Raw genomic sequence first — 25263 nt, 5'->3', positions numbered from 1 at the left:
ATTCAAGGGAGGGAGTAGTATGAAGAAGCTTTTAGTTTTATTATTTGTTTTGGTTACAGCGTTAGCTGTATTTGCTGATGAAGTAGATTGGGCAATCGAAGATGTAGCTGGAAAACCTGGGGGAACATTGTTTTTGAGTACAACATCTGGACCAAAAACAATGAATCCAGCATGGGCACAAGAAACTTCATCAACAGATATTATTGGTTGGGTATTAGACACTTTAGTACATTCTTCAAACAAAGGGTTAGCGGAATTACCAGGATTAGCAAAAGAATTTTCTGCTAAAGTTACAGAAGATGGAAAAACAGTATATACTTATGTGTTAAGAAAAGGTTTAAAATGGTCAGATGGTGTTCCATTAACAATTGATGATGTTATTTGGTCATTTGAAAAAATTTGGTTTGATGAAAAGATGTCAGCAAATGGGAATGCTGGCTATATGGATTCAAATGACGAATTACCAAAAATTGTAAAAGTAGATGATTACACAGTTCAATTTGTTTATAATTCAAAATTTAGAAGAGGTCATGAATCAATTGGTTGGACAGAGATTTTACCAAAACATGTTTTAGAACCATATTACAAAGAAGGTAAATTCTCAGAAGCATGGTCATTAAAAGAAATGGATAAGGTCATATCTTCAGGTCCATTTATTTTAAAAGAATATAAAGAAGGAGTTAGAGTTGTATTAGAAAAGAATCCTTATTATTATAGAAAAGATAAAAACGGTGTTCAATTACCATATTTAGATCAAATTGTTTATGTTATTGTTAAAGATTTAAACACATCAAGATTAAAGTTTGAAGCAGGAGAAACAGATATATATTCTCCAACTGCTGAAGAATTCCCTGAAATTAGAGCAATGGCAGAAGAAAAAGGTTGGGTAGTGAGACAAGGCGGACCAAACTTAGGTTCAAACTTTGTAACATTCAACTTTAATGCAAAAGATCCAGTAAAGAGAAAATGGTTTAGAAATGATAATTTCAGAAGAGCTATAGCTTATGCTATTGATAAACAAACATTAATTGATGTATTGTATAATGGTTTAGGTGCGGCTTTATATGGACCAGTATCACCTTCATCAGGATTCTATAATCCAGCAGTTGAGGATTTAGGATTTAGATATTCTTTAGCAAGAGCTAAAAGAGAACTTAAAAAAGGTGGATTTGTATTAAAAGGTGGAAAACTATATGATGCAGATGGAAATCAAGTTAAATTTGAATTAACAACAAATGCTGGTAATAATGTTAGGGAAGAAATCGGAAATATTTTAAAAGAAAACTTATCAAAATTAGGAATTGATGTGAACTTTGCACCAATGCAATTCAATGCATTAGTTGGAAAATTAGTATCAACAGGTGATTGGGAAGCTATTATTATAGGTTTAACAGGTGGAGTAGATCCAGCAAATGGATGGAATGTATGGAGATTGGATGGAGGTTTACATTTCTGGAATTATTCACCAGAAGTTAAACCAAATATGTATGATGAAGAATTAAAAGCTGATTATTTTGTACCAGATTATGAAAAGAGAATAGATGAAATTATGAGATTGCAAGTAAGCGCAGTAGATAAAGATGAATTAAGAAAATTATTTGATGAATTCCAAATGTTAGTAGCGGAGCATCAAGTATTAGTATACACAGTAGCACAAAATTACTTAATTGCTTATAAAAATACAGTACATATTTATAATCCAGAACCAAATCCTGCAGCAGGTGTTCTTTGGAAAGCTTGGAATATTTGGAAAGATCAATAATACTTAATTTTATTTTCAATTGGGAGTGGGGGAATGTGGAGTTTTCTCCACTCCTTTTTAAATTAAAGTGAGGAGGTTTTTTTAATATGCTGAAATATATTCTCAGGAGAATTATAATGGCTATACCTGTTTTATTAGGTGTATCCGTAGTTTCATTCATGATTATATCTCTTGCGCCAGGCGATTTTTTGGATACATATAGGCTTAATCCAGCAGTAAGTGCAGATCAAGTAAAGAATTTAGAAAGAAAATTTGGTCTTGATAAATCACCTGTTGTACAATATTTTTTATGGGTAAAAAATATATTGCATGGCGAATGGGGAGATTCTTTTACTTATCAAATACCTGTTTGGGATTTGATTTGGAGAAGAGTTGGAGCAACATTATTATTAAGTATAACAACATTCATTTTTACCTGGGGGATAGGTATCCCGCTGGGTATTTACGCGGCATTGCATCAATATAGTCTTGGAGACCAAATAGTAGCAGTTATAGGTTTTATAGGATTATCTATACCAAACTTTTTCTTTGCATTGCTGTTTTTATTTTTTGCAGCTAAAACAGGAGGAAGAATTTTCCCTGTAGGAGGATTTATTTCTTTGAATTATGATACATTTCCAGCATGGAAGAAATTTTTAGATATTGTATGGCATGTACTTGGTCCTATGATTACATTGGGCACGTCAGGCTTAGCAGGGACTATGAGGGTTATGAGAGGCCAATTGCTAGATGAACTAAAACAGGATTATGTTGAATTTGCTAGAGCAAAAGGTATGCCTGAAAATGTTGTAATTTATAAACATGCTTTGAGAAATGCAATTAACCCTATAATAACAGCTTTAGGTTTTTCTATTTCAGGTCTTTTAGGTGGAGCGGTTTTAACAGAAAATGTATTTGGATGGCCAGGTATGGGGCAATTAATAATTGAAGCATTAATGCAACAGGATATATTTGTTATAATGGCAGATATTATGCTTGCTTCAGTACTATTAGTAATTGGTAATTTAATAGCAGATATTTTACTTGCAGCAGTTGATCCGAGAGTTCGATTAAGATTAGGATAATGGAGGGAAAATAATGACTGAAGAAATTAAAAATCAGGAAAATCAAGATGTTTTTGAGAAGCAATTTTTATCAACCCCTCAATTAGTATGGAGAGCTTTAAAAAGGCATAAATTTGGTCTTATTTCAATGTGGGTATTAATAGTATTATATTTGTTTGCAATATTTGCTGATTTTTTATCTCCTATGGATTATAAAGTTCAGCATATACAGTATAAATTTGCACCGCCAATGAAAGTTTTTTGGAAAGATGAAACAGGTAAAATTTCAACACCACATGTTTATTTATATAAAAGAGTAAAAGATCCGGTCACTTTTCAAAGTGTGTTTAAAGAAGCAACATATTTTGAGAATTTCAAAGTATATGATGATTTAAATTTCGATACAGAAAAAGAAACAGTTTTAGAATTAGGAAAATATAATCCAGATTTTGAATCTACTGTAACTAATTATCAATTTGTTTTAGTTTATAAAACTGTAGCTGTTACTAAGGATGGGAAAGAGTATAAAATTGATTCAGAAACGAAAACTCAACCATTATTAACCTTTGAAGAATTAGGAATAAAAAATAAAATATTAAATAAGAATGATGAAGGTTTTTTATCTGTTGACCAAATTCCATTGTTAAATGGTAAAAATGTTTTACTCATTACAGAAGATAGAGGAATTGCTTCAACCTTTTATTTTGAAGAAAATTATAAAACAAAAGCTAATTTAGCTAGATATAACCTTAAACCAGAAGATATAAAAGAATTTAAAAAATATGTATTATTAGATTCTATAGAAGTTGAAACAGAGGATGATGTCTATGAATATTATCCAGAAAATCTTGAAGGAGTGAATTTGAAAAAATTTAATATTAGGTTCTTTACAAAGGGTTGGGAATATAAATGGTTAGGTTTTATACCAGGTAATATACATTTATTTGGTGTTGAAAAAAGCAAATTACCATTTTTAGCAGATGATTATTCTTCAAAAGATGGAATACTTTATTTATGGGGTGCTGATAAATTCGGTAGAGATATGATAAGTAGATTGCTTTTTGGAAGTAGAGTGTCTTTAACTATAGGTTTATTAGGTATAGCAATTACATTTACAATAGGTTTAATGTTAGGTGGAGTTGCAGGATATTTTGGAGGATGGATTGATGAAGTATTAATGAGATTTACAGAAATATTAATGTCAATTCCAAGTTTTTATTTATTAGTATCATTAAGTGCAATTTTACCATCAGAATTATCACCATCAGTTAAGTATATTTTGATTATTGTAATTCTTTCTTTTATTGGATGGCCAGGTATGACAAGGGTTATTAGAGGTATGACTTTAGGTCTTAAAGAAACAGAATTTATTCAAGCTGCAGTTGCTTTAGGATATCCATCAAGAAGAATAATTTGGAGACATTTATTGCCTAATACAGCAACATATGTTATTGTTTCTGCAACATTATCCATTCCAAGTTATATTCTTGGTGAAGCGGGTTTAAGTTTCTTGGGATTAGGTATTAGAGAACCTTCTGCAAGTTGGGGGTTAATGTTATCTCAAGCACAAAACATAACAGCGTTAACAAATTACCCATGGTTATTATTACCTGGATTATTTATATTCATAACGGTTCTTGCATTTAACTTATTTGGTGATGCTATAAGGGATGCATTAGATCCAAGAGCATTAGGGCATTAAAAATAGTAATAAAAAGACTGCTGCAATTTGCAGCAGTCTTTTTTATAAACATTCATATTGAAATAAAAATGGCTAGTAATTTTTCAACCTATATTTAAATATTTTAAATACTTTATATTTCTATCATTTATTTTTATAAAAATCATTATATCATTTTTTATTTTAAAGGTTAGTTCAAAAAATTCTCCAGAAAGCTCTTCGAAAGTAACAATGTCCTCTTTTATACTTTTAATAGTTAATTTATTAATCATTAAATCGTATCCAATATTGTCTATTATAATTATTCTATTATTTTCCTTTGTTCCCAATATAGCTTTATCAGTAAACGGAATATTATTAATGAATATTTTTAGGATTTTAATGAAATTATCTGCTCTTTCAAAGGCTTTATAATTCAAAAAATCTATAATGGTATTGATATTGTTTTCATTTAATAATTCATATTCATAATTTTTCATTTTTAATTCGGAGATAATACTCTTCATTTTTTCATCTTTCAATTTATTAATTATAAAAATTTTTGCAATATTCCCAAATAGTTTTAATATTTCTTTAGAATTATCAGAAAAAAAATTATTATTATTATTATTATTTTCTGATATATCTAAACTAAATTGAATCCATGAAGTTTTACTTATTTGAGATTGGTATAACAATGTTTGTTTTATTGGTAAAGACGCTTTCTTAATTATTTTATATGATTTAGATATATAATTTTTATTATGTTCTACTATATTATCATTAATTAAAGTAACTTCATCTTTAAAATTCATATTTTCATAATAAAATGATTGATTTAGTAATATGTTTTCATTGTGTCCAATTACGCTTAGATATAACATTATATTTTTTTGTGGATAAAACATAATAAGTGACCCATAATCAGCTTCTGGTATTATTTTTATAGCTAATTCTAATATTTCTTTAAAAAAAATATCAGAATCCTTTGATGATATATCTTCTAATAATTTAATAATTTCAGGAAGATAAAAAATATTATTTTGATCCATAATACGCCTCCGTGTTTTTTCTTAATTATATTATACTATTCTGATAAAAATTAATCAATATTTATGTATTAAAAAAATTCACAAAAAAGAATTTTTATGATTATATTAAGGAAAATTGACTTTTTTAATAAAAAGTGATATTATTATAATATAGGGATCTTCCAAAGGAGGTGTTTATATGGATTACAAATTATACACAAAAAACATCGAATTAACAAAGGCATTAGAAGATTATTTAGAAAAAAGAATGGAAAAAATTGATAGGATTTTTAAAAAGCATGATGATTTATTAATGAGTACAGATGTTAGAATTACAAAAGAAAGAGAAATTTATAAGGTAGAGGTAACTTCTCATTTGAAGTTTAAAGGAAGTGTTTTAAAAGTAGAAGAAAGAGGAACGGATCTTTATGAGGTTATAGACAGAGTATCTGATGTATTTGAAAGAAAACTAAAGAAATTTAAAGGTAAATTACAAGATCATGAGTCTTTAAATCCATTAAAAGAAATTAATACAGAAGCATATGAGGAAGAAGATATTTTAAGTAAGATTGATAAAAGAAAGAGATTTGATTTAAACATGTATTCTCTTGAAGAAGCAGTTATGCAATTAGAATTATTAGGACATGAGTTCTTCGTATTTAGAAATTCCGACTCAGAAGAAGTAAATGTAGTTTATAAGAGAAAAGATGGATCTTTAGGATTAATAGAATTAATAGGTTGATATAAAAAAAGCGGGGATTGTCCCCGCTTTTTTTATATATTTAAAATTTATATAAAATAGTAAAAGCTGGGTTATAATCAGCGCCTTTCGTTTTACTAAGAAATGGGTTATTCAGGAACAAAAAGGATATAGAAATAATTGAAATGTGATATAATTCAATTGTATAAAATAGAAGAACGTATAATATATGATGTAAGTGTATGTGTAATGTGGGGGGTGAGTTATGAAGAAAAAAATACCATATGGAAAACAAAATTTTGAATGGATAATAATGCAAAATTATTATTATATAGATAGGACACAATATATAGAAAAATTAGAATTATTAAATGAAACTAATATAGTGTTTTTAAGACCAAGAAAATTTGGAAAAACATTATTTTTAGATACACTCTCCAAATATTATGATATTAATTATACAGACAAATTTGAAGAGTTGTTTAAAAACTTATATATAGGAAAGAATCCAACACCATTAAAGAACAGTTATTATATTTTGTATATGGACTTTTCTGGAATACAAACAGAAAATAAAGAGAAATTAATAAATAGTTTTAAAAATAAAATAATAAGTGCATTAAAAGGATTTAATACTAGATATAAAAAAAACATAACTATAAAAGAAGAGTTTAGCGAACCAGCAGATATAATAAATACATTTATTTCCGAAGCCGCAGATATATTAGACAAACCAATATACCTATTAATAGATGAATATGATCATTTTGCAAATGAATTATTAAGTTTTAATCTTGAATTATTCAAAGATAGTGTAACAAAACATGGATTTGTAAGGAAATTCTATGAAGAAATAAAAAAAGGGACAAAAACAATAATAGAAAGATTATTCATGACAGGGGTAAGTCCAATAATGCTGGACTCATTAACTAGTGGCTTTAATATAACAATGAACATAACAGTGTCTCCTGAATTCAATGAAATGCTAGGATTCAAAGAAGAAGAAGTAAAAGAATTGTTGGAATACTATGATATATACTCAGAAAAACTATTAAAAGAAATGCAAGAAAATTATAATGGTTATAGATTTAATAAAGATATAAAAACAACAGTATATAATCCTGATATGGTATTTTATTTCATAATACAATATGGAAGAACAAAAAAACCACCGGAAAAAATAATAGATGACAATATAATGAGTGATTACAAAAAAGTACAGAATTTATTCAGTCTTGGTGAATTACTTGGTATAAAAATAGAAAAGGAAGCAGAAACAAAAATTGAAAGAGAAAAAGCAACATCAAAAAGGATAATAGGGCAACTATTAAACGAAATATTATTAACAGGGAAAACAGAATTAACAGAGCTAACAACAATGTTCAACCCAGGAAAGAAGATAGAAATAAAAGATATAAAATCATTATTATTTTATCTAGGATTCATGACATTTGAAAAAGAAGGAATAATAACATATCTAAAAATACCAAATTACTCAATGAAAAAAATATTCTCAGAATACTTCACAGAATACATAGAAGAAAAATTAACAGAATATATAGACCCAGAACCAATAGAAATAGCAGTAAGAAAGATACTATCAGATGGAGAAATAAATACCTTTGCAAAAGAAATAGAAAATCTATTGAGTAAAATGGATAATAGAATATTCATGGGATTAGACGAAAAATACATAAAAGCAATAATGTACAGTTATTTAATATTAACACCATATGCAATGGTAAAAATGGAATATCCAGTAGAAAACGGATATATAGACATAGCAATGTTTAAAAGATATGAAGAAGTGCCATATGAAGCAATAATAGAAGTAAAATATATAAAGCAAAAAGAATATACAGAAGAAAAATTAAAAAGAAAAATAAAAGAAGCTAAAGAGCAAATAGAAAAATACAAGAAATCATATGAATTAAATTCAAAAAATGAATCAATGAAAAAGTTTATAATTGTTTTTGTTGGTAAGAAAGCTAAATATATTGAGGAAATAAAATAAATTTTGAAAGTCCATCAAAGGCAAAGTGTTAAGATGAATATGTATATAATAAAAACTCCAGAATTTTCCTGGAGTTTTTATTATATGAATTTGGAATTTTTATATATCTATATTGAAGAAATATCGTGCAATTAGCCCTATTCCAAATGATATAATCATAACACTAAAACTTATGATTAACATTTCAAAAAAGTAATGTTTAAAGGTTTTTTCTTGTACAACAGAAACAAAAAAGGAAAAAAATACTATAACAATAATAGCATTTATAATTGTGAAAATTAGAGAAATAATTGGATTTGAAAAAATAAAATAAGGTGCTACAAGTAATATAACAGTAATTATATATGCAATTCCAGTATAAATAGAAGCTTTAAGCGGGTTTTTAGAGTTTTTATCAGCTTTTTGAGATAGATATTCTGAGGCTGACATAGAAAATGAAGCTGCAATTCCCGTAATTAAGCCAGATAGTGCAACTAATCTCGAATTTTGAAATGCAAAAGTTAATCCGGCTAAAGTACCTGTTAATTCAACTAAAGCATCGTTTAAACCTAAAACCATAGAGCTTACATAATTTATTTTTTCTTCATCTATTAATCCCAATAATTTTTTTTCATGTTCATTTTCATCTTTTATTATTTCTTCGAATTCAGGAACATATTTTTTAACCTCTTCATAATTAATTTGTGCTTTTTCTTCACCTTTTTCCATAGCATTTAAAGCAAAAGTTAGGCCGAATATATATGATAATAATATATACCAGAATATAAAAAATTTATTTGGTTCAGTATCAATTTTAGTATGTTTTTTCATTAAATTATAATGTTTATATTCATCTTTTCCTATTTCATCTAAGACTTTTGAATTTTTCCCCTTTATTCTTTTTGCGAGTTTTGAATAAACATAATATTCTGTGATTTCATTTTTTTGGAACACTAATAACTGATTTTTAATATTTTCATCCATATTAATCACCCCTTAATCACCCCTTAATTGACTTTTATAATCAAAATCCACAGTTACTTCTGGAAAATTAGTTTCAACTTTTTCAACATATTCGGGATGTTTTTTTATAATTTGTTTTATTCCAGCATCACCTTCTAAATTAAGTATGTCATTGAATAATTGTCTTTTAATTAAAGTTGGAAATCCTTTTTTACCATTATAATATGGAGCAACAATGAATTTCTTTGATTGAATGTTAAGTATATCGTTTATTATTTTTTGAGGTATCAAAGGCATATCGCCTAAAAATATTAAAACAGTATCATAATTATGATTTAAAGCATAATTAATAGCAACCTTAACAGAAGAAGAAATTCCGGATTTGTAATCTGGATTTTTTATTATTTTATAATTATTATAGAAAAAATGTTTCTTAATTTGTTCCCAACTATCGTTAACAACAATGATTTTATCAAAATCAAAGTTATTTAATAAATCTATTGTCCATTGTAATATGGGTTTGTGGTTATAATTAAATATTAGTTTATTGCTTTTAAATCTATTTGAAAGCCCAGCAGCGAGTATAACGCCTAATATTTTCATTTTTTTAATCACCTCTTATGATGTATAATATATGTTAAGATTATATCACAAAAAGGAGGAGATTTATGAACAAATATATTATTTTTATATTTTTTACACTAATAACTTCCATAGCATTTTCAACAACGATAACTCTATGGTTTGAATATGAGGGGGTTGAACAGTTAAAGAATATTGTTAAGGAATTTGAAAAAGAAAATCCAGATATTAATGTTAATGTCGTTGAACAAAAGAAAATATCAGATAAGCTTTTTACTGCGTTTAAAGGCAATGGAGATGTTCCAGATATTATTCTAATTAAAAATGATGAAATTGGAAAATTAAATGATGCAGGATTAATAGAGGATGTTGATAATATAAAGCTTCAAATTGAAAAAGATCTTATTCCAAATGCTTTTTCTGCTTTTAAAGTGGAAAATGGTAAATATTATGGAATTCCTTTTTACTTTGATACACAGGTTTTATATTATAATTATAAATTGTTTAATGAAGTTAAATATCCATTAGAAGAAATTAAATCATTTGAAGATTTATTATTTGGAGCATATATTGTTAATGAACGTACAAATGGTAAAGTAATAGGATTAGCGTGGGGTGCAAATTCTCCATATTGGTTTCCTCCGTTTCAATGGGCATTTGGAAAAGAAAATTTAATAGAAAATGGAAGAATAATAGTAAATGATGATGAAACATTTAATGCTGTAAGTTATATATATACATCAATAAGTGGTCCTTATGTTCAATGGATAGAAAGACAGGGATTAATATCAGGTTTTAAAAGTGGGAAAATAGCGTCAATGTTTTTTGGAACATTTATGATACCAGATTTTATAAAATCGGGTATTAACTTTAAAATTTTACCTTTGCCATATATAAAAGAAGCGGGAAATTATATGACTCCAATATTAGATTATAAAGGTTTTAGTATAGTTAAAGGTAAAAAGACAAAAGATGTTGAAAAATTGATTAAATTTATTCTTTCAAAAGAATCTCAAATTGATTTTTGTAAGGATTTATATAAATTTCCTGTTAACGAAAATGCATTTACTGTATTAAAGGATAAAGATGAGTATTTCAAGGTAGCCTATGAATCAGCAAAAAGGGGAAAGACAATGCCAACCTCATCATATTTTAAATCTAAATATTGGCAAGGAATTAGAACAATGTTGACATTGACCTTAAAAAACAAAGATAGTTTTAGCGATGAAATATTAGAAAAAACCCAGAGGTTTATGGATGAAAAATAATAAATTTGTTCTTGTATTACCAGCATTAATATTAATATTATTTGTTTTAATTATACCGATGTTATCTATGATAGAAACATCCATGTATATTTCTCCTTTTGGAGAAAACGGTTCGTTTGTGGGTATTCGAAATTATGTTAGAGTATTGAGTGATTCTGGAATGTCCATAGCTGTGAAAATAAGTTTTATATGGGCCTCTTTAATATCTTTTCTTGTTATGATATTTGGAATAACTATTGCATATTTAATAGAGGAAAAAACAAAAAATAAAAAAATTATGTATTTTTTGATAATGATTCCATGGATTATACCTTCATATATGGGTGTTTTAATATGGCGCTCTTTGATTTATGGATATGGAACAGATTCAATAATAAAAAATATATTACACTTAAATACGGATATATTTACAAATATTTTTTCTGGTTTTGGATGGGGAGTTTTTGTTAGTATATGGCTTGAGTTACCTATAGTGGTAATGGTTTTAATATCAGCTTTTCAAGAAATACCTAGGGAACTATCTCTTGCTGCAAAAATCGATGGAGCTAATTCATTAAATATACTTGTAAATATTAATATTCCTTATATAAAACCAACTATAATAACATGGTTCTTACTTATATTTGCCAATCATTTTAAGGATTTTACAGTACCTTTTCTTTTAACAGCAGGAGGGCCACCTTTATTTGAAGGATTTACCAGTCACAGTATAGTTGGGATTACAACGACAATGGGAATATTTAATTATTTTATATCTAATAATCAATATGATTTTGGCATTATTTCTGCATATAGTGTAGTTTCTGCAGTTTTTGTAATGCTTATAGCCTTTATTTTTCTCACAAGAAGGACATTGTCATTAAAAAAATATATTGTTTTTGCAATAACAATAAAATTATTATCCTATACATTTAATCCAGGGATTTTATTATTAATTTCTATGTTACTTTATTTATTTTTATTAAAAAATAGGAATTTATTTGGAATAATAACTATTTTAGATATTATAATGATGATTATAAATATTAAACTCAAAGGATTTTGGAATGGATTTGATTTTATTCCTATAATTTCTTTAATATGGTTAATTTTCAAAGAAAAAACACCTGTAATTCCGCAAATAAATTGGTCAGTGAAATTAAAATATTTCAAATATCTCATATATATTTTCTTAGCATTAATAATATTAATGCCTTTATATAATATTATCAATATTTCATTATCTGGAACGAATGATATAATAATGACAATATTTCCAAAAAATTTTACTTTTGAAAATTATATTAGAATTTTTTCAGAGCTACATATAGAAAAAAATTTAATGAATACTATTATTATTTCCTTATTAACAGCATTTATGGTTCCTATTATATCCTATCCTTTAGCTATGTATATATCTAAGAAAAATCTAGGATGGATATTACCAATTCTTATATTTTTAGATTTTTTAGGCGGAATTCATTCAATCATAGCATTATTTATGGTATTTAAAAAATTGAATTTATTGAATTCGTTATTTGGAGTATCTTTAGTATATACAACTCATACATTACCAATGGCAACCTTTTTAATAAAAGGTTATCTCGATAAAATCCCAAAGGAAATAGAAGAAACGGCAATAATGGATACAACAAAAATAAAATCATATTTATATGTTATCTTTCCTTTAAGCATTCCTGCAATTATTGTATCTTCTTTAATTGGATTTATGAAGGGCTGGAATGGTTTTGTGCCATCCTTAATGCTTTTAAACAAAGATTCTCTATATCCAATATCTGTAAAGCTATATTCTCTTATAGGAGAGCCAGGAACATCTTATCCAAAATGGGATCTTTTTTCTGCATCATCTATATTAAATGTTTTATTTTTAGGAATTATATTTATAATGATTAAAAAACCTTTAATGAATGGTGTTTTAAAGGATAGTTATTGATATGGGAGGGATAGAATGAAAATAAAGGATATTATACCTGTAGCACTTGGAAATGAAAAGCCAGATGTTTTATTGAAAAATGCAAGATTGGTAAATGTTTTTACTGGGGAAATTGAAAAAACAAATGTAGCACTTTTTAGAAAAAGAATAGCAGGTATAGGTGATTATCAAGAGGGTAAAGAAGTAATAGATTTAGAAGGTATGTATTTACTGCCTGGGTTTATTAATGCCCATTTACATATAGAGAGTTCCATGTTATCGCCAAGGCAATTTGCAAAAGCTGTTTTATTAAGAGGAACTACAACAGTAATAGCAGATCCACATGAAATTTCTAATGTTTTAGGTTTAGATGGTTTAGAATATATGATAAAATCAACAGAAGGTATTCCTTTAAATGTTTATATAGCAATTCCTTCGGCAGTTCCCGCTACTAATATGGAAACATCTGGTGCAAGACTTGGACCTGAAGATATGGTTGGTTTTGTTGATTCATATCCAAATAGAATTATAGCATTAGGTGAGGTAATGAACTTTCCAGGTGTTATTAATCGAGATTCTGAATTATTAACTAAAATAGAAATTTTAAGGCATATGTATAAAAAGATAGACGGACATGCTCCAGGAGTTACAGGTAAAGAATTAAATGCATATATTGATGCGTTTATTAGATCTGATCATGAATGTACAACAAAAGAAGAAGCATTGGAAAAAATTAGCAAGGGAATGCAAGTATTTATAAGAGAAGGTACAGCAGCAAAAAATCTTGAAGCATTAATTGAAGCGGTTAATGTAATGAATCATCATAGCTTTTCTTTTTGTACTGATGATAGGGAACCTTTAGACATATTAAAAGATGGAGATATAGATTATCTTGTTAGAAGAAGTATTAGAAAAGGAGTAGACCCGATAATTGCAATTAGAATGGCAACTATAAATACAGCAAGATATTATAATTTAAGAAGCATGGGTGCAGTTGCACCTGGATATAAGGCAGATATGATAGTTGTAGATGATTTGGAAAAACTAAATATAAAAATGGTATTTAAAGATTCAAAATTGGTAGTGAAAGATGGCAAGTTTGTAGATGAAATGAAAGGAGTTTATAACGATATTCCTAAGAAATTTGGTAAAGTTGTATTACCAGAGTTTACATCAGAAGATTTAAAAATTAAGAATAAAGGTGGTAAAATAAGGGTTATTAAAATATATGAAGGGTCATTATTAACAGATGAAATAATTGTTGATCCAAAAGTGAAAGATGGCTATGTTGTTTCTGACGTTGAAAGAGATATTATAAAAATAGCAGTTTTTGAAAGGCATACAGGCACAAATTATTCAATGGGATTTGTAAATGGATTTGGGTTAAAAGAGGGTGCTGTTGGTACAAGTGTAGGACATGATTCTCATAATATAGGAGTTATTGGTGTTAATGATGAAGATATATATTTAGCAGCAAAAGAAATTGAAAAAATGAATGGTGGTATGGTTGTAGTAAAAAATGGGAATATACTTGCAAGATTAGCATTACCTATTGCAGGATTAATGACAGATTCAGAACTAGAAAAAGTTGTTGAAAATTTAGAATTTTTAGAGTTAAAAATGAAAGAGTTAGGTGGTATTGACGCTACGTTTATGACTCTATCATTTATGCAATTAGCAGTTATACCAACTTTAAAAATTACCAATAACGGTCTAGTAAATGTCAATAGACAAGAATATGTTGATTTATTCGTTAATTAATGCCTATTCTTAATTTTTAAAATTTAGATTTTTGTAGTATAATAAAATTAAATTTGTAACTATTATAGATATAAAAAGGGAGGGTTTTATATGAAAAAGATTTTAGTAGTCTTATTAATTGCATTGTTGTCATTAACGTTATTTGGTAAGGTTAAGGTTGCATTGTTAATAAACGGAACCTTAGGAGATAAATCGTTCTTTGATTCAGCAGCAAGGGGTATGAAATGGGCAGAAGAACAACTAGGCGCTGAAACAAAAATTATAGAAATGGGATATAATCCTGCAGAATGGGAACCAACATTAGAAGATATATCTGATTTAGGTGAATATGATATAATCATTGTTGGTACATGGCAAATGGTTGAATTAGTTGAAAGAATTGCACCACTTTATCCTGATCAAAAATATGTTATTTTTGATGATGCTGTAGATTATTCAAAAGGTAATTTAGATAATGTATATTCAATAACATATAAACAAAATGAAGGGTCATTTTTAGCTGGAGCATTAGCAGCAATGGTATCTAATTCTAAGAAATTCAAGTATTCTGTTCCAGAAAAACATATTATTGGATTTTTAGGCGGAATGGATATTCCTGTAATCAATGACTTTTTAGTTGGATATATTGAAGGTGCAAAATATGTTGATCCTGATATAAAAGTTTTAGTTTCATATGTAGGTGCATGGAATGATCCTGCAAAAGGTAAGGAATTTACTTTATCTATGTATAGACAAGGTGCAGATGTTGTGTTTGCAGTTGCAGGTGAAACAGGAAATGGAGTTTTAGCAGCAGCTAAAGAGATGAATAGATGGGCTATAGGTGTTGACTCTGATATGCAATTGTTATATGAAGAAAAAGATATGGATATTGTAAAACATACATTAACATCTATGATGAAAAATGTTGATTATTCATTATTTAGAGCTATAAAATTATATCAAGAAGGGAAAATGCCTTTAGGTAAAGCAGAAGCTCTTGGTTTGAAAGATAAAGGTGTAGGCCTTGCAGATAATAAGTATTTTAGAGAAGTAATGGAATCAGATCCATGGACATTGGTAAAATTGAAGGATCTCGAGTTATCAATTATAAGAGGAGAAATAGAAGTTTCAACTGCATATGGAATGAGTAATGAAGAGTTAAATAAAATTAGAGATTCTGTAAGACCATAATAACAAAAGAAAAATATAATAAAAATAATTGATCAAAATTATGTAGGGGCTAAAGAGCCCCTATCCTTTTAAATATAATATGAGAAGGTGAGAAGTGTGAGTGAATTTGTACTTGAGATGAGAAATATATGGAAAGTTTATCCTAACGGTGTTACAGCAAATAAAGGTGTAAATTTAAGAGTAAAAAAAGGCGAAATACATGCGCTTCTTGGTGAAAATGGAGCAGGGAAAAGTACTTTGATGAAAATATTATTTGGATTTGAAAAACCAACAGAAGGAGATATTTTTTATAATGGTGAAAAAGTAAATATTAATTCACCATATAAAGCTATTGAACTTGGAATTGGTATGGTACATCAGCATTTTATGCTTGTACCTTCTTTAACGGTAGTAGAAAATGTTGTTCTTGGAATGGAACCAAGAAAAGGATTATCGATAGATTTAAAAAAATCTATTGATTTTGTAGAAAAGGAAATGAACAAATATGGACTACCTGTACCTTTAAATGAAAAGGTAAAGGATATTAGTGTAGGTATGAAACAACGAGTTGAAATAATAAAAACTCTAGTTAGAGGTGCTGATTTAATTATACTTGATGAACCAACTGCAGTGTTGACTCCTCAAGAAACAGTTGAACTTTTTAAAGCTTTAAAAAATTTAACATCAGCTGGAAAAACTGTTATATTTATAACTCATAAACTAAATGAGGTTAAAGAAATAGCCGACAGAATAACGGTTTTAAGAAGAGGAAAAACTATTGGCGAAGCGGAAGTAAAAGATATAACAGAAAAAGATATGTCAAGAATGATGGTTGGTAGAGATGTGGATATAGAAATAGAAAAAGAACCAGCAAAACCAGGTGAAATAGTTCTTGAAGCAAAAAATTTAGAGTTTACACGTTTCGATGGAGTAAAGATGTTAAAAGGGTTGAACTTAAAATTAAGGCAGGGAGAAATTTTAGGAATAGCTGGAGTTGAAGGAAATGGACAAACAGAATTAGTTGATATTATTACAGGTATGGATAAGCCAGAAAAAGGAGAAATTTTTATTTTTGGAAAAAATATGATGAATGCTGATAATCCTCATGAGTTTAGAAAAATAGGGATGAGTTTTATACCTGCCGATAGAATGTTATATGGTGTTTCAAAGGAAGATAGTATTGAAGAAAATTTGATTAGTGATAGATTTGAAAAAGAACCATTTTCAAAACGAGGGGTTTTAAATTATAAAGTAATTACAGATAATGCAAAGAAAATGATTGAAGAATTTGATATAAGAACAGATAGTCCTAAAACAGCGGTAAAAATGCTTTCTGGGGGTAATATACAAAAAGTTGTTGTTGCGAGAGAATTTACTTCTAACTCCAAGATTATTGTTGCCGATCAGCCAACAAGAGGTATAGACATTGCAGCAGCAGACTTTATTAGAAGGCGCCTTGTTAAAGAAAGAGATAATAATGTAGCAGTATTACTTGTATCTTCGGATTTAACGGAATTATTAGAAGTTTCTGATAGAATTTTGGTAATATATCATGGAGAGTTTGTAGCTCATTTTAAGGATGTTTCACAATTAGATGAAAATATTTTAGGTGAATATATGTTAGGAATAAAAAAAATGTCTAAAGAAGAAATGGGTGATTTAATATGAAATCAACAAAAAGATATGAAATATATAGAACAGCTATAGCAATAGGAATTGCTTTGATATTAGGATATTTGTTAATATTACTTACAGTTTTTCCAAAAGGTGATATGGTATTTTTAGAAAAACTAAAAATAGCTATAAAAGATGCCAATGATTCTTTTAAAACGTTTTTAATATCACCAATTTTAAAACAAAGAAGAGGAGAATGGGTTTTTAATTTAAGAGGATTTATTCAATGGATAAATGAAAGTGTTCCTATTATCATTACAGGTCTTGCGGTGTCATTAATATTTACAGCAAAACATTTTAATATAGGTGCAGAAGGTCAATTGTTTTTAGGAGCGGCAATTGCTACAGGAGCAGCTATATATTTTCCTTCTATTCCAATAATAACTCCAATAGTTGTAATAATGATAGCTTCTTTAGTTGGGGCTGGATGGTCGGCTATACCTGGATATTTGAAGTCAAAATGGAATGCATCAGAGGTTGTAACATCATTAATGCTTAATTATGTAGCATTATATATGGGTTTATTTATCATCAAAACATTTTTAAGAGACCCAAATGCAGGACAATTAGTATCTTTAAAATTTACTGACTCTGCATCGTTATTTTTATTAAATACAAGATATCGATGGCATAGTGGTATTTTAATAGCTCTTGCAATGAGTGTTATATTATGGTTTGTGATGAAGAAAACAACATGGGGTTATAAGGTAAGATTAATAGGGAATAATAAAAATTTTGCATATTATTCTGGTATTAATACACAAAAAACATTTTTTCAGGTACATTTATTAAGTGGGGCAATTGCTGGTACGGCTGGTATAATAGAACTTTTAGGCTATTATGGAAGATTTGTATGGTTATATTCACCAGGATATGGTTGGGATGGAATAATCATAGCTACATTAGCAAGGAATAATCCAATTTATGTACCTATTGCAGCCTTGTTTTTATCTTATATTAGAGTTGGTGCAAAAACAATGGGAAGATATACTAATATTCCACCAGAAATGGTTTCTATTTTACAAGCAACCATTATATTATTAGTAACTGCAGAAGCATTTTTGTCACAGATGAAACAAAAAGCTATTGAAAAAGAAGCAAAAGAAAATGAAGAAGCTATTGGTGGTGAGTTAAATGGATAATGCAGTATTAAATTCAATATTATCATGGGATTTTGTAGCTGCTGGTATTAGGGTTACAACCCCGATTTTATTAGCGGCTTTAGGTGCATTGGTTGCTGAATTAGCAGGAACACCAAATATTGCCTTAGAAGGGACAATGCTATTTTCAGCTTTTATAGGAGTAATAATAAGTGGTTTTACACAAAGCTTATGGCTTTCTGTTATTGGAGCATTGATAACGGGTATTATAATGTCATCAATTTTGGCATATTTTTCATTAAAATTAAAAACAGATATAATCATGGCAGCTATTGCTTTAAATATTTTTGCAAGTGGTGGTACTATATATGCATTGTACTTATTAACAGGTGATAAAGGTTCTTCGGCATCGTTAAAATCCCAAGTTTTGCCAAACATAGATATACCTATTATTAAAAATATTCCAGTTTTAGGAGATATTTTAAGTGGGCATCATATATTAACTTATGTCGCAATACTATTAGTATTTTTAATTCAATATATGTTGTATAGGACGCCTTTAGGATTAAGAATAAGATCAGTGGGTGAATCACCAGATGCTGCTCGATCAGTAGGTATTTCTGTATTTAGAACACAATATACAGCATTAATAATTAGTGGAATGTTAGCAAGTTTAGGTGGAGTATTTTTATCAATGGGATATGTATCTTGGTTTGCAAGAGATATGACATCTGGTAGAGGATTTATAGCTTTAGCAGCACAGGCTTTAGGAGGAACTTCAGCATATGGTGTTGCACTTGGATCATTGCTGTTTGGATTTTCAGAGGCGCTTTCATTCTCATTGCAATTTCTCAATATTCCATACGAAGTTACGCAATCTATGCCTTTTATAATAACTGTTGGAGCATTGGCATTTTATGCATGGAATAAATCAAAAAATAAAAAAAATAGAGAAATATAGGAGGTATTATGAAAAATAAAATTTCTTTATTAGGGTTATTTACTGCTTTTTTAATAGTTACTTCATGGATTAAAATACCGACACCATTTGGTGTTCCATTTACATTGCAGGTTTTTGGTGTTATGCTAACAATATATTTTATAAAAAAGGAATCATGGAAGCCCGTTTTGATTTATATTTTATTAGGAGCATTAGGAATTCCTGTTTTTGCAGGGTTTGCTGGAGGTGTTTCGGTAATATTAGGACCAACAGGTGGATATATAATAGGTTTTTTAATAGCAACTTTAGTATCATATATCCCTTTTAATGAAATAATAAAAGGATTTTTGGCAATAATGATTATATATGTTTTTGGAGTTTCTGGATTAATGATTAAATTAGATTTATCTTTAATAAAAGCCATAAAAATAGGATTTTTACCATTTATTTTATTTGATTCATTAAAGGTTATTTTAGCTTATTATACATATAAATTGACAAAGAAATATGGGATACAAATTAGCGAGGCATAAGCCTCGCTTTTTATAAATATAGTATTTCCAAAAAGTGGTTGTTCTTTTTGGAAAATATATAATATGGTATAATAAAAATAGAATAATTTACTTGAAACACTTTAAATAAAGGTATAATGTGCTGGGGTGAAAATGTGATTTTAATGATAGATAATTATGATTCTTTTACATATAATTTAGTTCATTATTTAAATATGCTAAATGAAGAAGTTGTGGTATATAGAAATGATAAAATATCATTAAAAAAAATAAATGAGTTAAAACCAGATATGATAGTTATTTCACCAGGGCCTAAAAAACCCGATGATGCAGGAATTTCATTAGAAATAATAAATAAATTTAAAGGTAATATACCTATTTTAGGAGTATGTTTGGGGCATCAAATTATTGCCCAAAGCTTTGGGGCTAAAATAACAAAAGCTAAAGAACCTATTCATGGAAAGGTTTATCCGATAACTCATAACTCAAAAGGAATTTTTAAGAATTTGAAAAATCCACTAAATGTTACAAGATATCATTCATTAATAGTTTCAAAGGAAAATTTACCATCTGAACTTGAAATAACTGCTGAATCAATTGATGGAGAAATTATGGCTTTAAAGCATAAAAAATATCTAATAGAAAGTGTTCAATTTCACCCTGAAGCAGTGTTAACAGAACATGGATTAGATATGCTAAAGAATTTTCTTGAAAACTCAATTAAAATGAGGGATAGAAAATGAATGTGATTGAAAAAATTAAAACAAAATTAGAATTAATAGATATATTTTTTAGTATAAAAAATAAAAAGAATATAGTGTTTTTAGATAGTCAAAAAGATAAGGAGAGATTAGGGCAATACTCTTTTTTGGGTATAGAACCATTTATTATATTCAAAGTAAAAAATAACAATGTAATTATTGAGTCTAATAAAGAAAAAAAAGAAATTTATTCTAAAAATCCATTTTTAGAATTGAAAAAATTATTAAATAAATATAGAATAGAAAATAATACTTCTTTACCATTTATAGGTGGAGCTATGGGATATATAGGATATGATAGCAATAAATATATTGAAGATATTCAAATTAATAGTGTGGATGACGCTAACGTTTATGATATATATTTAGGATTTTATGATAGTGTGATTATTTATGATCACATAAAAAATGAAATGTATTTGTCCAGTCAAAGTAAGGAAAAACACGAGAGAATAAAAAGTATTATAAATAAGTCCAATAAATTTAATTATAATATTAAGAAAAATAAGATTAAAATAGAAAATAAGTTCAATATGAGCAAAGAATATTATATGAAATCTATTAAGAAAATAAAAGATTATATATATGAAGGTGATGTATATCAAATAAATTTCACTCAAAGAGTTGAAGTAGATTTAATAAAAACATCTGAAGAATTATTCTATGATTTAAGGTATATTAATCCAGCTCCATTTGCCGCATATATAGATACAGGCGAATTTCAAATAGTATCTTGTTCTCCAGAAAGATTTTTAAAATTGAAAAATAATATTGTTGAAACAAGACCTATAAAGGGAACAAGACCTCGAGTGGATGATGAAAATGTAAACAAGAAAAATAAAAATGATTTAATTCATAGTTCAAAAGATAAAGCTGAACTATTAATGATTGTAGATTTGGAAAGAAATGACTTATCTAAAGTTTGTGTTCCGGGTAGTGTAAAGGTGCCAGAGTTATTTATACTTGAAGAGTATGCAACTGTATATCATCTTGTATCTACGGTTATAGGGGAATTAGAAAAAGATAAAGATCCAATTGATTTAATTATGGCGACCTTTCCTGGAGGATCAATTACAGGAGCTCCTAAAATAAGGGCTATGGAAATTATTGATGAATTGGAGCCAACTCAAAGAAATATTTATACGGGATCAATAGGATATATAGGTTTTGATAATTCAATGGACTTAAATATTGCCATTAGAACTATATTATGTAAAGATAAAAAGGCATATGCACAATTTGGTGGAGGAATTGTTTGGGATTCGGATCCTGAATTAGAATACGAAGAATCTCTTGCAAAAGGAAAGGCGTTAATTGAAGGGTTGAGTATAATATGATTTATTTTAATGGTAAATATTTTAATGAAGAAATCCCTTATGTAATTAATGAAGGGTTAATGTTTGGATTAGGTGTGTTTGAAACTTTAAAGGTCACTAATGAATATATTGAATTTTTTGATTTACATTATGAAAGATTAATGTATGGAGTTGATACGCTAGATATTAATTTCAATATTTCAAAAGAGAAATTAAGAGAAACATCTCAAAAGTTGTTAAAGATAAATAAAATAAAAAATGGAACTTTAAAAATAAATGTATTGAAAAAAAAGGATGAATTTGATGTGATTATAACATCAAATGATAGGGTTTATTCTGATGAATTAAAAAAAAGAGGATATAGTGTTGTTTTTGCTGAAAATAAAAAATATAGTAAAAATCCATTAAATTATATTAAATCAAATAATTATGCTATAAATATTATTGAGTTAGAAAAGGCTCTACATTTAAAAAAAGACGAAGCTATTTTTCTTAACGAAAATGAAGAAATAACAGAAGGAGCAATATCAAATATTTTTTTTGTAAAAAATAATGAATTATATACACCTAAAGTAGAATGTGGATTATTAAATGGAATTATTAGAAGAATAATAGTAAATGAGTTTGATGTAAAAGAGTGTATAATAAAAAAAGATGAAATTGATAAATTTGATTATGCTTTTTTAACAAATTCTCTTATGAGAATTATTCCTATTAAGTATTTTGAAGATGTTGAGTATAAATTTGATTATGAATATATAAAAAAAATAGAATATGAAATACTTAAAATAAAATGAATTATTTTAAATTTAAAAAGGAGATGAAAAAATGAAAAAGAAAGTAATACTCGATTGTGATCCTGGACATGATGATGCTGTAGCGATATTATTAGCAGGAATTGCTGAAGAAATTGAGTTATTAGGAGTTATAGCTGTTGCGGGAAATTCATATTTAAAAAATACAGTTAGAAATGCTTTAATATTGACAGAAATGGCAAAAATAAATGTTCCTGTATTTGCTGGTTCAAGCAAACCATTATTAAGAGAGCAAATTGTTGCTCCTGATATTCATGGGGAAAGTGGATTAGAAGGTGCAAATTTACCCTCTCCAACAAAAAAAGTTGAAAATAAAAGTTATCTTGAATTTTTAGCAGAAACAATTTATAGCAATCCTAATGAGATTACTATAGTAGCAGTTGGACCATTAACAAATATAGCTAAGTTTGCTTTAAATTATCCAGATTTAATTCCATTAGTAAAAGAACTTGTTATCATGGGTGGCGGAATAAAGTTTGGAAATGTAACACCAAGAGCAGAATTTAATATATATGCAGATCCTGAAGCTGCTCAAATTGTTTTTAATGCAGGATTTAATTTAACGGTATTTCCACTTGATGTTACACATAAAGCAAAGATTTACATTAATGAAATAAGAGAAATGCAAAAATTTGAATCTGAGATAGTATCTAAAATGGGAAAACTTTTAGAATTCTTTCATCAAACTTATTATGATGTATTTAAAATCGAAGGAGCACCGCTTCATGATCCGTGTACAATAGCTTATTTAATTAATTCTGATATATTTAGATATGAAAAATTTTACGCTCAAGTGGAAACTAAAGGCCAATTAACCTATGGGGAAACAGTAGTTGATTATTGGCATATTGAAAAACCAAATTCAAAATGGGCGTTAGATGTTGATAGGGATAAATTTATAGAAATTTTATTTGATAACTTGAAAAAATATAATTAATATTTAAATGCCATGTCCAAAAAGTACAACTACTCAATATTAATAGCTAATCTTCAAAAATAATATATTTTTTTAGTTTTCTATAGCTAAACGTTAAAAAATATTGACTTTTTTGAAATAAAATGGTAAAATAACTTATGTATAGGTTGTTGGTTGTAAATTATTTTTTTCACAATTTTTAGGGGGGAAAAATATGAATGAATTAGAAAAATTACTAGAAAGAAAAAAGATGTTAGAACTTGAAAAAGAATCAATTAAAAAGTATATGGGACCTTATGAACATGATAAGAATCTTGATGAAGAATGGGAAAAGGTTAATAGGGAATTAGAAGAGATTGAAAAGAAAATAGAAGAATTAAAAGTTAAAGAAAACTAAAAGTTCAAAATATTGATGTGGGGCAATTTGCTCCACATTTTTTGTTTTGATTAAAAATATGGATAGAGTTTCCACATTTGAAGAATAAATTTAACATATATATATAATAAAAGTATTATAATTGAATCGATAATAATATTAGGTGGTGTGAAATGTTTGCAGAAAACATAGCAATAGGAAGATATGTTGAAAGGAAATCATTAATACATTCATTAGATCCAAGAGCTAAATTAATAGGCTTGTTTTTTCTTGCTGGATTTGCGTTTACTATTAATAGTTTTTATGATGTGGCCGTTATGTCTTTTTATACATTAATATTAATGCTGCTATCTCAAGTTGGATTAAAGATGTATGGTAAATCAATAAAGTCTATGTGGATGCTAATACTGTTTGCTTTTATTGTTCAAATATTTAATTATGAAGGAGAAGTAATTTATCAGTTGTGGTTTATAAAAATAACTGATATTGGGTTATCTAACGCAGCGATAATAACCTTTAGATTATTTTTTGCAATTATGTTATCATCTGTTTTAACTCTTACAACTTCTCCTACTTCTTTAGCAAATGCAATGGAAGATGTTTTAATATGGTTTAGAGTAAAAAAATCTTTTGCTCATGAACTATCAATGGTAATGACTATAGCTATTAGATTTATACCAGTTATGGCAAGCGAAGCAGAGAGAATTTTTAAAGCTCAAATGAGTAGAGGCGCAAATTTTGATTCAAGAAAAATTTCAGGAAGACTAAAAGGCTTAGTAGCTATTATTATTCCTCTATTAGTTTCAGCTTTAAGAAGAGCAGATGAATTAAGTATAGCAATGGAAGCAAGATGTTATAATGGTTGGGAAGGGAGAACTAGATATAAACAATTTAACTGGAGATTTAGAGATACTATATTTTTTATGTCTTTTATTTCATTAGGAGTATTGATGATAATAATATAAAAATGAAGAAGTTTGCACTTCTTCATTTTTTATTAATATAAGGACTGTCTAAAAAGTCAAATTT

Annotated in this window: 22 protein-coding genes; 19 read left to right on the top strand and 3 right to left on the bottom strand. The window is 27.6% G+C overall.

Going from position 1 to position 25263, the window contains the following annotated elements; genetic code table 11:
• Nucleotides 1-19: 19 nt before the first annotated feature.
• The 3 genes from ACYQ44_RS04475 to ACYQ44_RS04465 all read left to right on the top strand — a co-directional run bounded on the left by ACYQ44_RS04475 (nucleotide 20) and on the right by ACYQ44_RS04465 (nucleotide 4507).
• On the top strand, nucleotides 20-1762 hold the full coding sequence (locus ACYQ44_RS04475) for an ABC transporter substrate-binding protein (RefSeq protein ID WP_459995529.1): 1743 nt from the start codon (nucleotides 20-22) through the stop codon (nucleotides 1760-1762).
• Nucleotides 1763-1848: 86 nt separating this feature from the next.
• Nucleotides 1849-2826: an ABC transporter permease gene (locus ACYQ44_RS04470; RefSeq protein ID WP_459995528.1), complete on the top strand. Its 978-nt coding sequence runs from the start codon at nucleotides 1849-1851 to the stop codon at nucleotides 2824-2826.
• Nucleotides 2827-2839: 13 nt separating this feature from the next.
• Nucleotides 2840-4507, top strand: coding sequence for an ABC transporter permease (locus ACYQ44_RS04465; RefSeq protein ID WP_459995526.1), 1668 nt, complete (start codon nucleotides 2840-2842; stop codon nucleotides 4505-4507).
• 83 nt (nucleotides 4508-4590) lie between these two features.
• Here the strand turns inward: ACYQ44_RS04465 and ACYQ44_RS04460 are convergent, their stop codons facing one another.
• Nucleotides 4591-5517, bottom strand: coding sequence for a hypothetical protein (locus tag ACYQ44_RS04460; RefSeq protein ID WP_459995524.1), 927 nt, complete (start codon nucleotides 5515-5517; stop codon nucleotides 4591-4593).
• A 178-nt stretch (nucleotides 5518-5695) separates the two neighbouring features.
• On the opposite strand from ACYQ44_RS04460, the gene hpf reads away from it, so the two are divergent.
• Nucleotides 5696-6238, top strand: coding sequence for a ribosome hibernation-promoting factor, HPF/YfiA family (gene hpf / locus ACYQ44_RS04455; RefSeq protein ID WP_459995523.1), 543 nt, complete (start codon nucleotides 5696-5698; stop codon nucleotides 6236-6238).
• Between the two features lie 223 nt (nucleotides 6239-6461).
• Nucleotides 6462-8210: an AAA family ATPase gene (locus ACYQ44_RS04450; RefSeq protein ID WP_459995521.1), complete on the top strand. Its 1749-nt coding sequence runs from the start codon at nucleotides 6462-6464 to the stop codon at nucleotides 8208-8210.
• A gap of 99 nt (nucleotides 8211-8309) precedes the next feature.
• On the opposite strand, the gene ACYQ44_RS04445 is transcribed toward ACYQ44_RS04450, so the two are convergent.
• Nucleotides 8310-9173, bottom strand: coding sequence for a VIT1/CCC1 transporter family protein (locus tag ACYQ44_RS04445; RefSeq protein WP_459995520.1), 864 nt, complete (start codon nucleotides 9171-9173; stop codon nucleotides 8310-8312).
• A 12-nt stretch (nucleotides 9174-9185) separates the two neighbouring features.
• Nucleotides 9186-9755 carry a nucleotidyltransferase family protein gene (locus tag ACYQ44_RS04440; protein WP_459995518.1) on the bottom strand — a complete coding sequence of 190 codons (570 nt, stop codon included), beginning with the start codon at nucleotides 9753-9755 and terminating at the stop codon, nucleotides 9186-9188.
• A 65-nt stretch (nucleotides 9756-9820) separates the two neighbouring features.
• Between ACYQ44_RS04440 and ACYQ44_RS04435 the strand changes: the two genes are divergently transcribed.
• The 14 genes from ACYQ44_RS04435 (at nucleotide 9821) to ACYQ44_RS04370 (ending at nucleotide 25199) form a co-directional block, all read left to right on the top strand.
• Entirely contained in the window at nucleotides 9821-11002 is a 1182-nt protein-coding gene (locus tag ACYQ44_RS04435) for a sugar ABC transporter substrate-binding protein (RefSeq protein WP_459995517.1), read from the top strand.
• Complete coding sequence (locus tag ACYQ44_RS04430; protein WP_459995515.1) at nucleotides 10992-12935, top strand: ABC transporter permease; 1944 nt, start codon at nucleotides 10992-10994, stop codon at nucleotides 12933-12935. Before ACYQ44_RS04435 ends, ACYQ44_RS04430 begins: the two co-directional genes overlap by 11 nt.
• Before the next feature lie 15 nt (nucleotides 12936-12950).
• A complete protein-coding gene (gene ade / locus ACYQ44_RS04425) occupies nucleotides 12951-14675 on the top strand; it encodes an adenine deaminase (RefSeq protein ID WP_459995514.1) in 1725 nt (574 codons plus the stop codon).
• 90 nt (nucleotides 14676-14765) lie between these two features.
• On the top strand, nucleotides 14766-15845 hold the full coding sequence (locus ACYQ44_RS04420; RefSeq protein ID WP_459995512.1) for a BMP family ABC transporter substrate-binding protein: 1080 nt from the start codon (nucleotides 14766-14768) through the stop codon (nucleotides 15843-15845).
• Between the two features lie 96 nt (nucleotides 15846-15941).
• Nucleotides 15942-17492, top strand: coding sequence for an ABC transporter ATP-binding protein (locus ACYQ44_RS04415; protein ID WP_459995511.1), 1551 nt, complete (start codon nucleotides 15942-15944; stop codon nucleotides 17490-17492).
• Nucleotides 17489-18640: an ABC transporter permease gene (locus tag ACYQ44_RS04410; RefSeq protein WP_459995509.1), complete on the top strand. Its 1152-nt coding sequence runs from the start codon at nucleotides 17489-17491 to the stop codon at nucleotides 18638-18640. The genes ACYQ44_RS04415 and ACYQ44_RS04410 overlap by 4 nt, the downstream gene beginning before the upstream one ends.
• Complete coding sequence (locus ACYQ44_RS04405) at nucleotides 18633-19559, top strand: ABC transporter permease (protein ID WP_459995507.1); 927 nt, start codon at nucleotides 18633-18635, stop codon at nucleotides 19557-19559. The genes ACYQ44_RS04410 and ACYQ44_RS04405 overlap by 8 nt, the downstream gene beginning before the upstream one ends.
• 8 nt (nucleotides 19560-19567) lie before the next feature.
• Nucleotides 19568-20071: a biotin transporter BioY gene (locus ACYQ44_RS04400; RefSeq protein WP_459995506.1), complete on the top strand. Its 504-nt coding sequence runs from the start codon at nucleotides 19568-19570 to the stop codon at nucleotides 20069-20071.
• A gap of 134 nt (nucleotides 20072-20205) precedes the next feature.
• Nucleotides 20206-20793 (top strand): anthranilate synthase component II, encoded by a 588-nt coding sequence (locus tag ACYQ44_RS04395; protein WP_459995504.1) that lies wholly within the window; start codon nucleotides 20206-20208, stop codon nucleotides 20791-20793.
• Nucleotides 20790-22148, top strand: a complete 1359-nt coding sequence (gene pabB, locus ACYQ44_RS04390; protein ID WP_459995502.1) for an aminodeoxychorismate synthase component I — start codon at nucleotides 20790-20792, stop codon at nucleotides 22146-22148. The genes ACYQ44_RS04395 and pabB overlap by 4 nt, the downstream gene beginning before the upstream one ends.
• On the top strand, nucleotides 22145-22924 hold the full coding sequence (locus tag ACYQ44_RS04385; RefSeq protein WP_459995501.1) for an aminotransferase class IV: 780 nt from the start codon (nucleotides 22145-22147) through the stop codon (nucleotides 22922-22924). The genes pabB and ACYQ44_RS04385 overlap by 4 nt, the downstream gene beginning before the upstream one ends.
• A 31-nt stretch (nucleotides 22925-22955) precedes the next feature.
• Nucleotides 22956-23879: a nucleoside hydrolase gene (locus ACYQ44_RS04380; RefSeq protein ID WP_459995499.1), complete on the top strand. Its 924-nt coding sequence runs from the start codon at nucleotides 22956-22958 to the stop codon at nucleotides 23877-23879.
• 193 nt (nucleotides 23880-24072) lie between these two features.
• Nucleotides 24073-24255, top strand: coding sequence for a hypothetical protein (locus ACYQ44_RS04375; RefSeq protein ID WP_459995498.1), 183 nt, complete (start codon nucleotides 24073-24075; stop codon nucleotides 24253-24255).
• A 152-nt stretch (nucleotides 24256-24407) separates the two neighbouring features.
• Entirely contained in the window at nucleotides 24408-25199 is a 792-nt protein-coding gene (locus tag ACYQ44_RS04370; protein WP_459995496.1) for an energy-coupling factor transporter transmembrane component T family protein, read from the top strand.
• The last annotated feature ends 64 nt before the right edge of the window (nucleotides 25200-25263 follow it).

The sequence above is a fragment of the Marinitoga arctica genome, assembly GCF_054657315.1.
The sequence above is the reverse complement of the archived record's forward strand: the minus strand, read 5'-3'. Positions and strand labels throughout refer to the sequence as shown.

What these genes read in the sequence shown, in the direction of transcription:
- ACYQ44_RS04475 (WP_459995529.1), top strand. Translation starts at nt 20, where the DNA reads ATGAAGAAGCTTTTAGTTTTATTATTTGTTTTGGTTACAGCGTTAGCT.
- ACYQ44_RS04470 (WP_459995528.1), top strand. Translation starts at nt 1,849, where the DNA reads ATGCTGAAATATATTCTCAGGAGAATTATAATGGCTATACCTGTTTTA.
- ACYQ44_RS04465 (WP_459995526.1), top strand. Translation starts at nt 2,840, where the DNA reads ATGACTGAAGAAATTAAAAATCAGGAAAATCAAGATGTTTTTGAGAAG.
- ACYQ44_RS04460 (WP_459995524.1), bottom strand. Translation starts at nt 5,517, where the DNA reads ATGGATCAAAATAATATTTTTTATCTTCCTGAAATTATTAAATTATTA.
- hpf (WP_459995523.1), top strand. Translation starts at nt 5,696, where the DNA reads ATGGATTACAAATTATACACAAAAAACATCGAATTAACAAAGGCATTA.
- ACYQ44_RS04450 (WP_459995521.1), top strand. Translation starts at nt 6,462, where the DNA reads ATGAAGAAAAAAATACCATATGGAAAACAAAATTTTGAATGGATAATA.
- ACYQ44_RS04445 (WP_459995520.1), bottom strand. Translation starts at nt 9,173, where the DNA reads ATGGATGAAAATATTAAAAATCAGTTATTAGTGTTCCAAAAAAATGAA.
- ACYQ44_RS04440 (WP_459995518.1), bottom strand. Translation starts at nt 9,755, where the DNA reads ATGAAAATATTAGGCGTTATACTCGCTGCTGGGCTTTCAAATAGATTT.
- ACYQ44_RS04435 (WP_459995517.1), top strand. Translation starts at nt 9,821, where the DNA reads ATGAACAAATATATTATTTTTATATTTTTTACACTAATAACTTCCATA.
- ACYQ44_RS04430 (WP_459995515.1), top strand. Translation starts at nt 10,992, where the DNA reads ATGAAAAATAATAAATTTGTTCTTGTATTACCAGCATTAATATTAATA.
- ade (WP_459995514.1), top strand. Translation starts at nt 12,951, where the DNA reads ATGAAAATAAAGGATATTATACCTGTAGCACTTGGAAATGAAAAGCCA.
- ACYQ44_RS04420 (WP_459995512.1), top strand. Translation starts at nt 14,766, where the DNA reads ATGAAAAAGATTTTAGTAGTCTTATTAATTGCATTGTTGTCATTAACG.
- ACYQ44_RS04410 (WP_459995509.1), top strand. Translation starts at nt 17,489, where the DNA reads ATGAAATCAACAAAAAGATATGAAATATATAGAACAGCTATAGCAATA.
- ACYQ44_RS04405 (WP_459995507.1), top strand. Translation starts at nt 18,633, where the DNA reads ATGGATAATGCAGTATTAAATTCAATATTATCATGGGATTTTGTAGCT.
- ACYQ44_RS04400 (WP_459995506.1), top strand. Translation starts at nt 19,568, where the DNA reads ATGAAAAATAAAATTTCTTTATTAGGGTTATTTACTGCTTTTTTAATA.
- pabB (WP_459995502.1), top strand. Translation starts at nt 20,790, where the DNA reads ATGAATGTGATTGAAAAAATTAAAACAAAATTAGAATTAATAGATATA.
- ACYQ44_RS04385 (WP_459995501.1), top strand. Translation starts at nt 22,145, where the DNA reads ATGATTTATTTTAATGGTAAATATTTTAATGAAGAAATCCCTTATGTA.
- ACYQ44_RS04380 (WP_459995499.1), top strand. Translation starts at nt 22,956, where the DNA reads ATGAAAAAGAAAGTAATACTCGATTGTGATCCTGGACATGATGATGCT.
- ACYQ44_RS04375 (WP_459995498.1), top strand. Translation starts at nt 24,073, where the DNA reads ATGAATGAATTAGAAAAATTACTAGAAAGAAAAAAGATGTTAGAACTT.
- ACYQ44_RS04370 (WP_459995496.1), top strand. Translation starts at nt 24,408, where the DNA reads ATGTTTGCAGAAAACATAGCAATAGGAAGATATGTTGAAAGGAAATCA.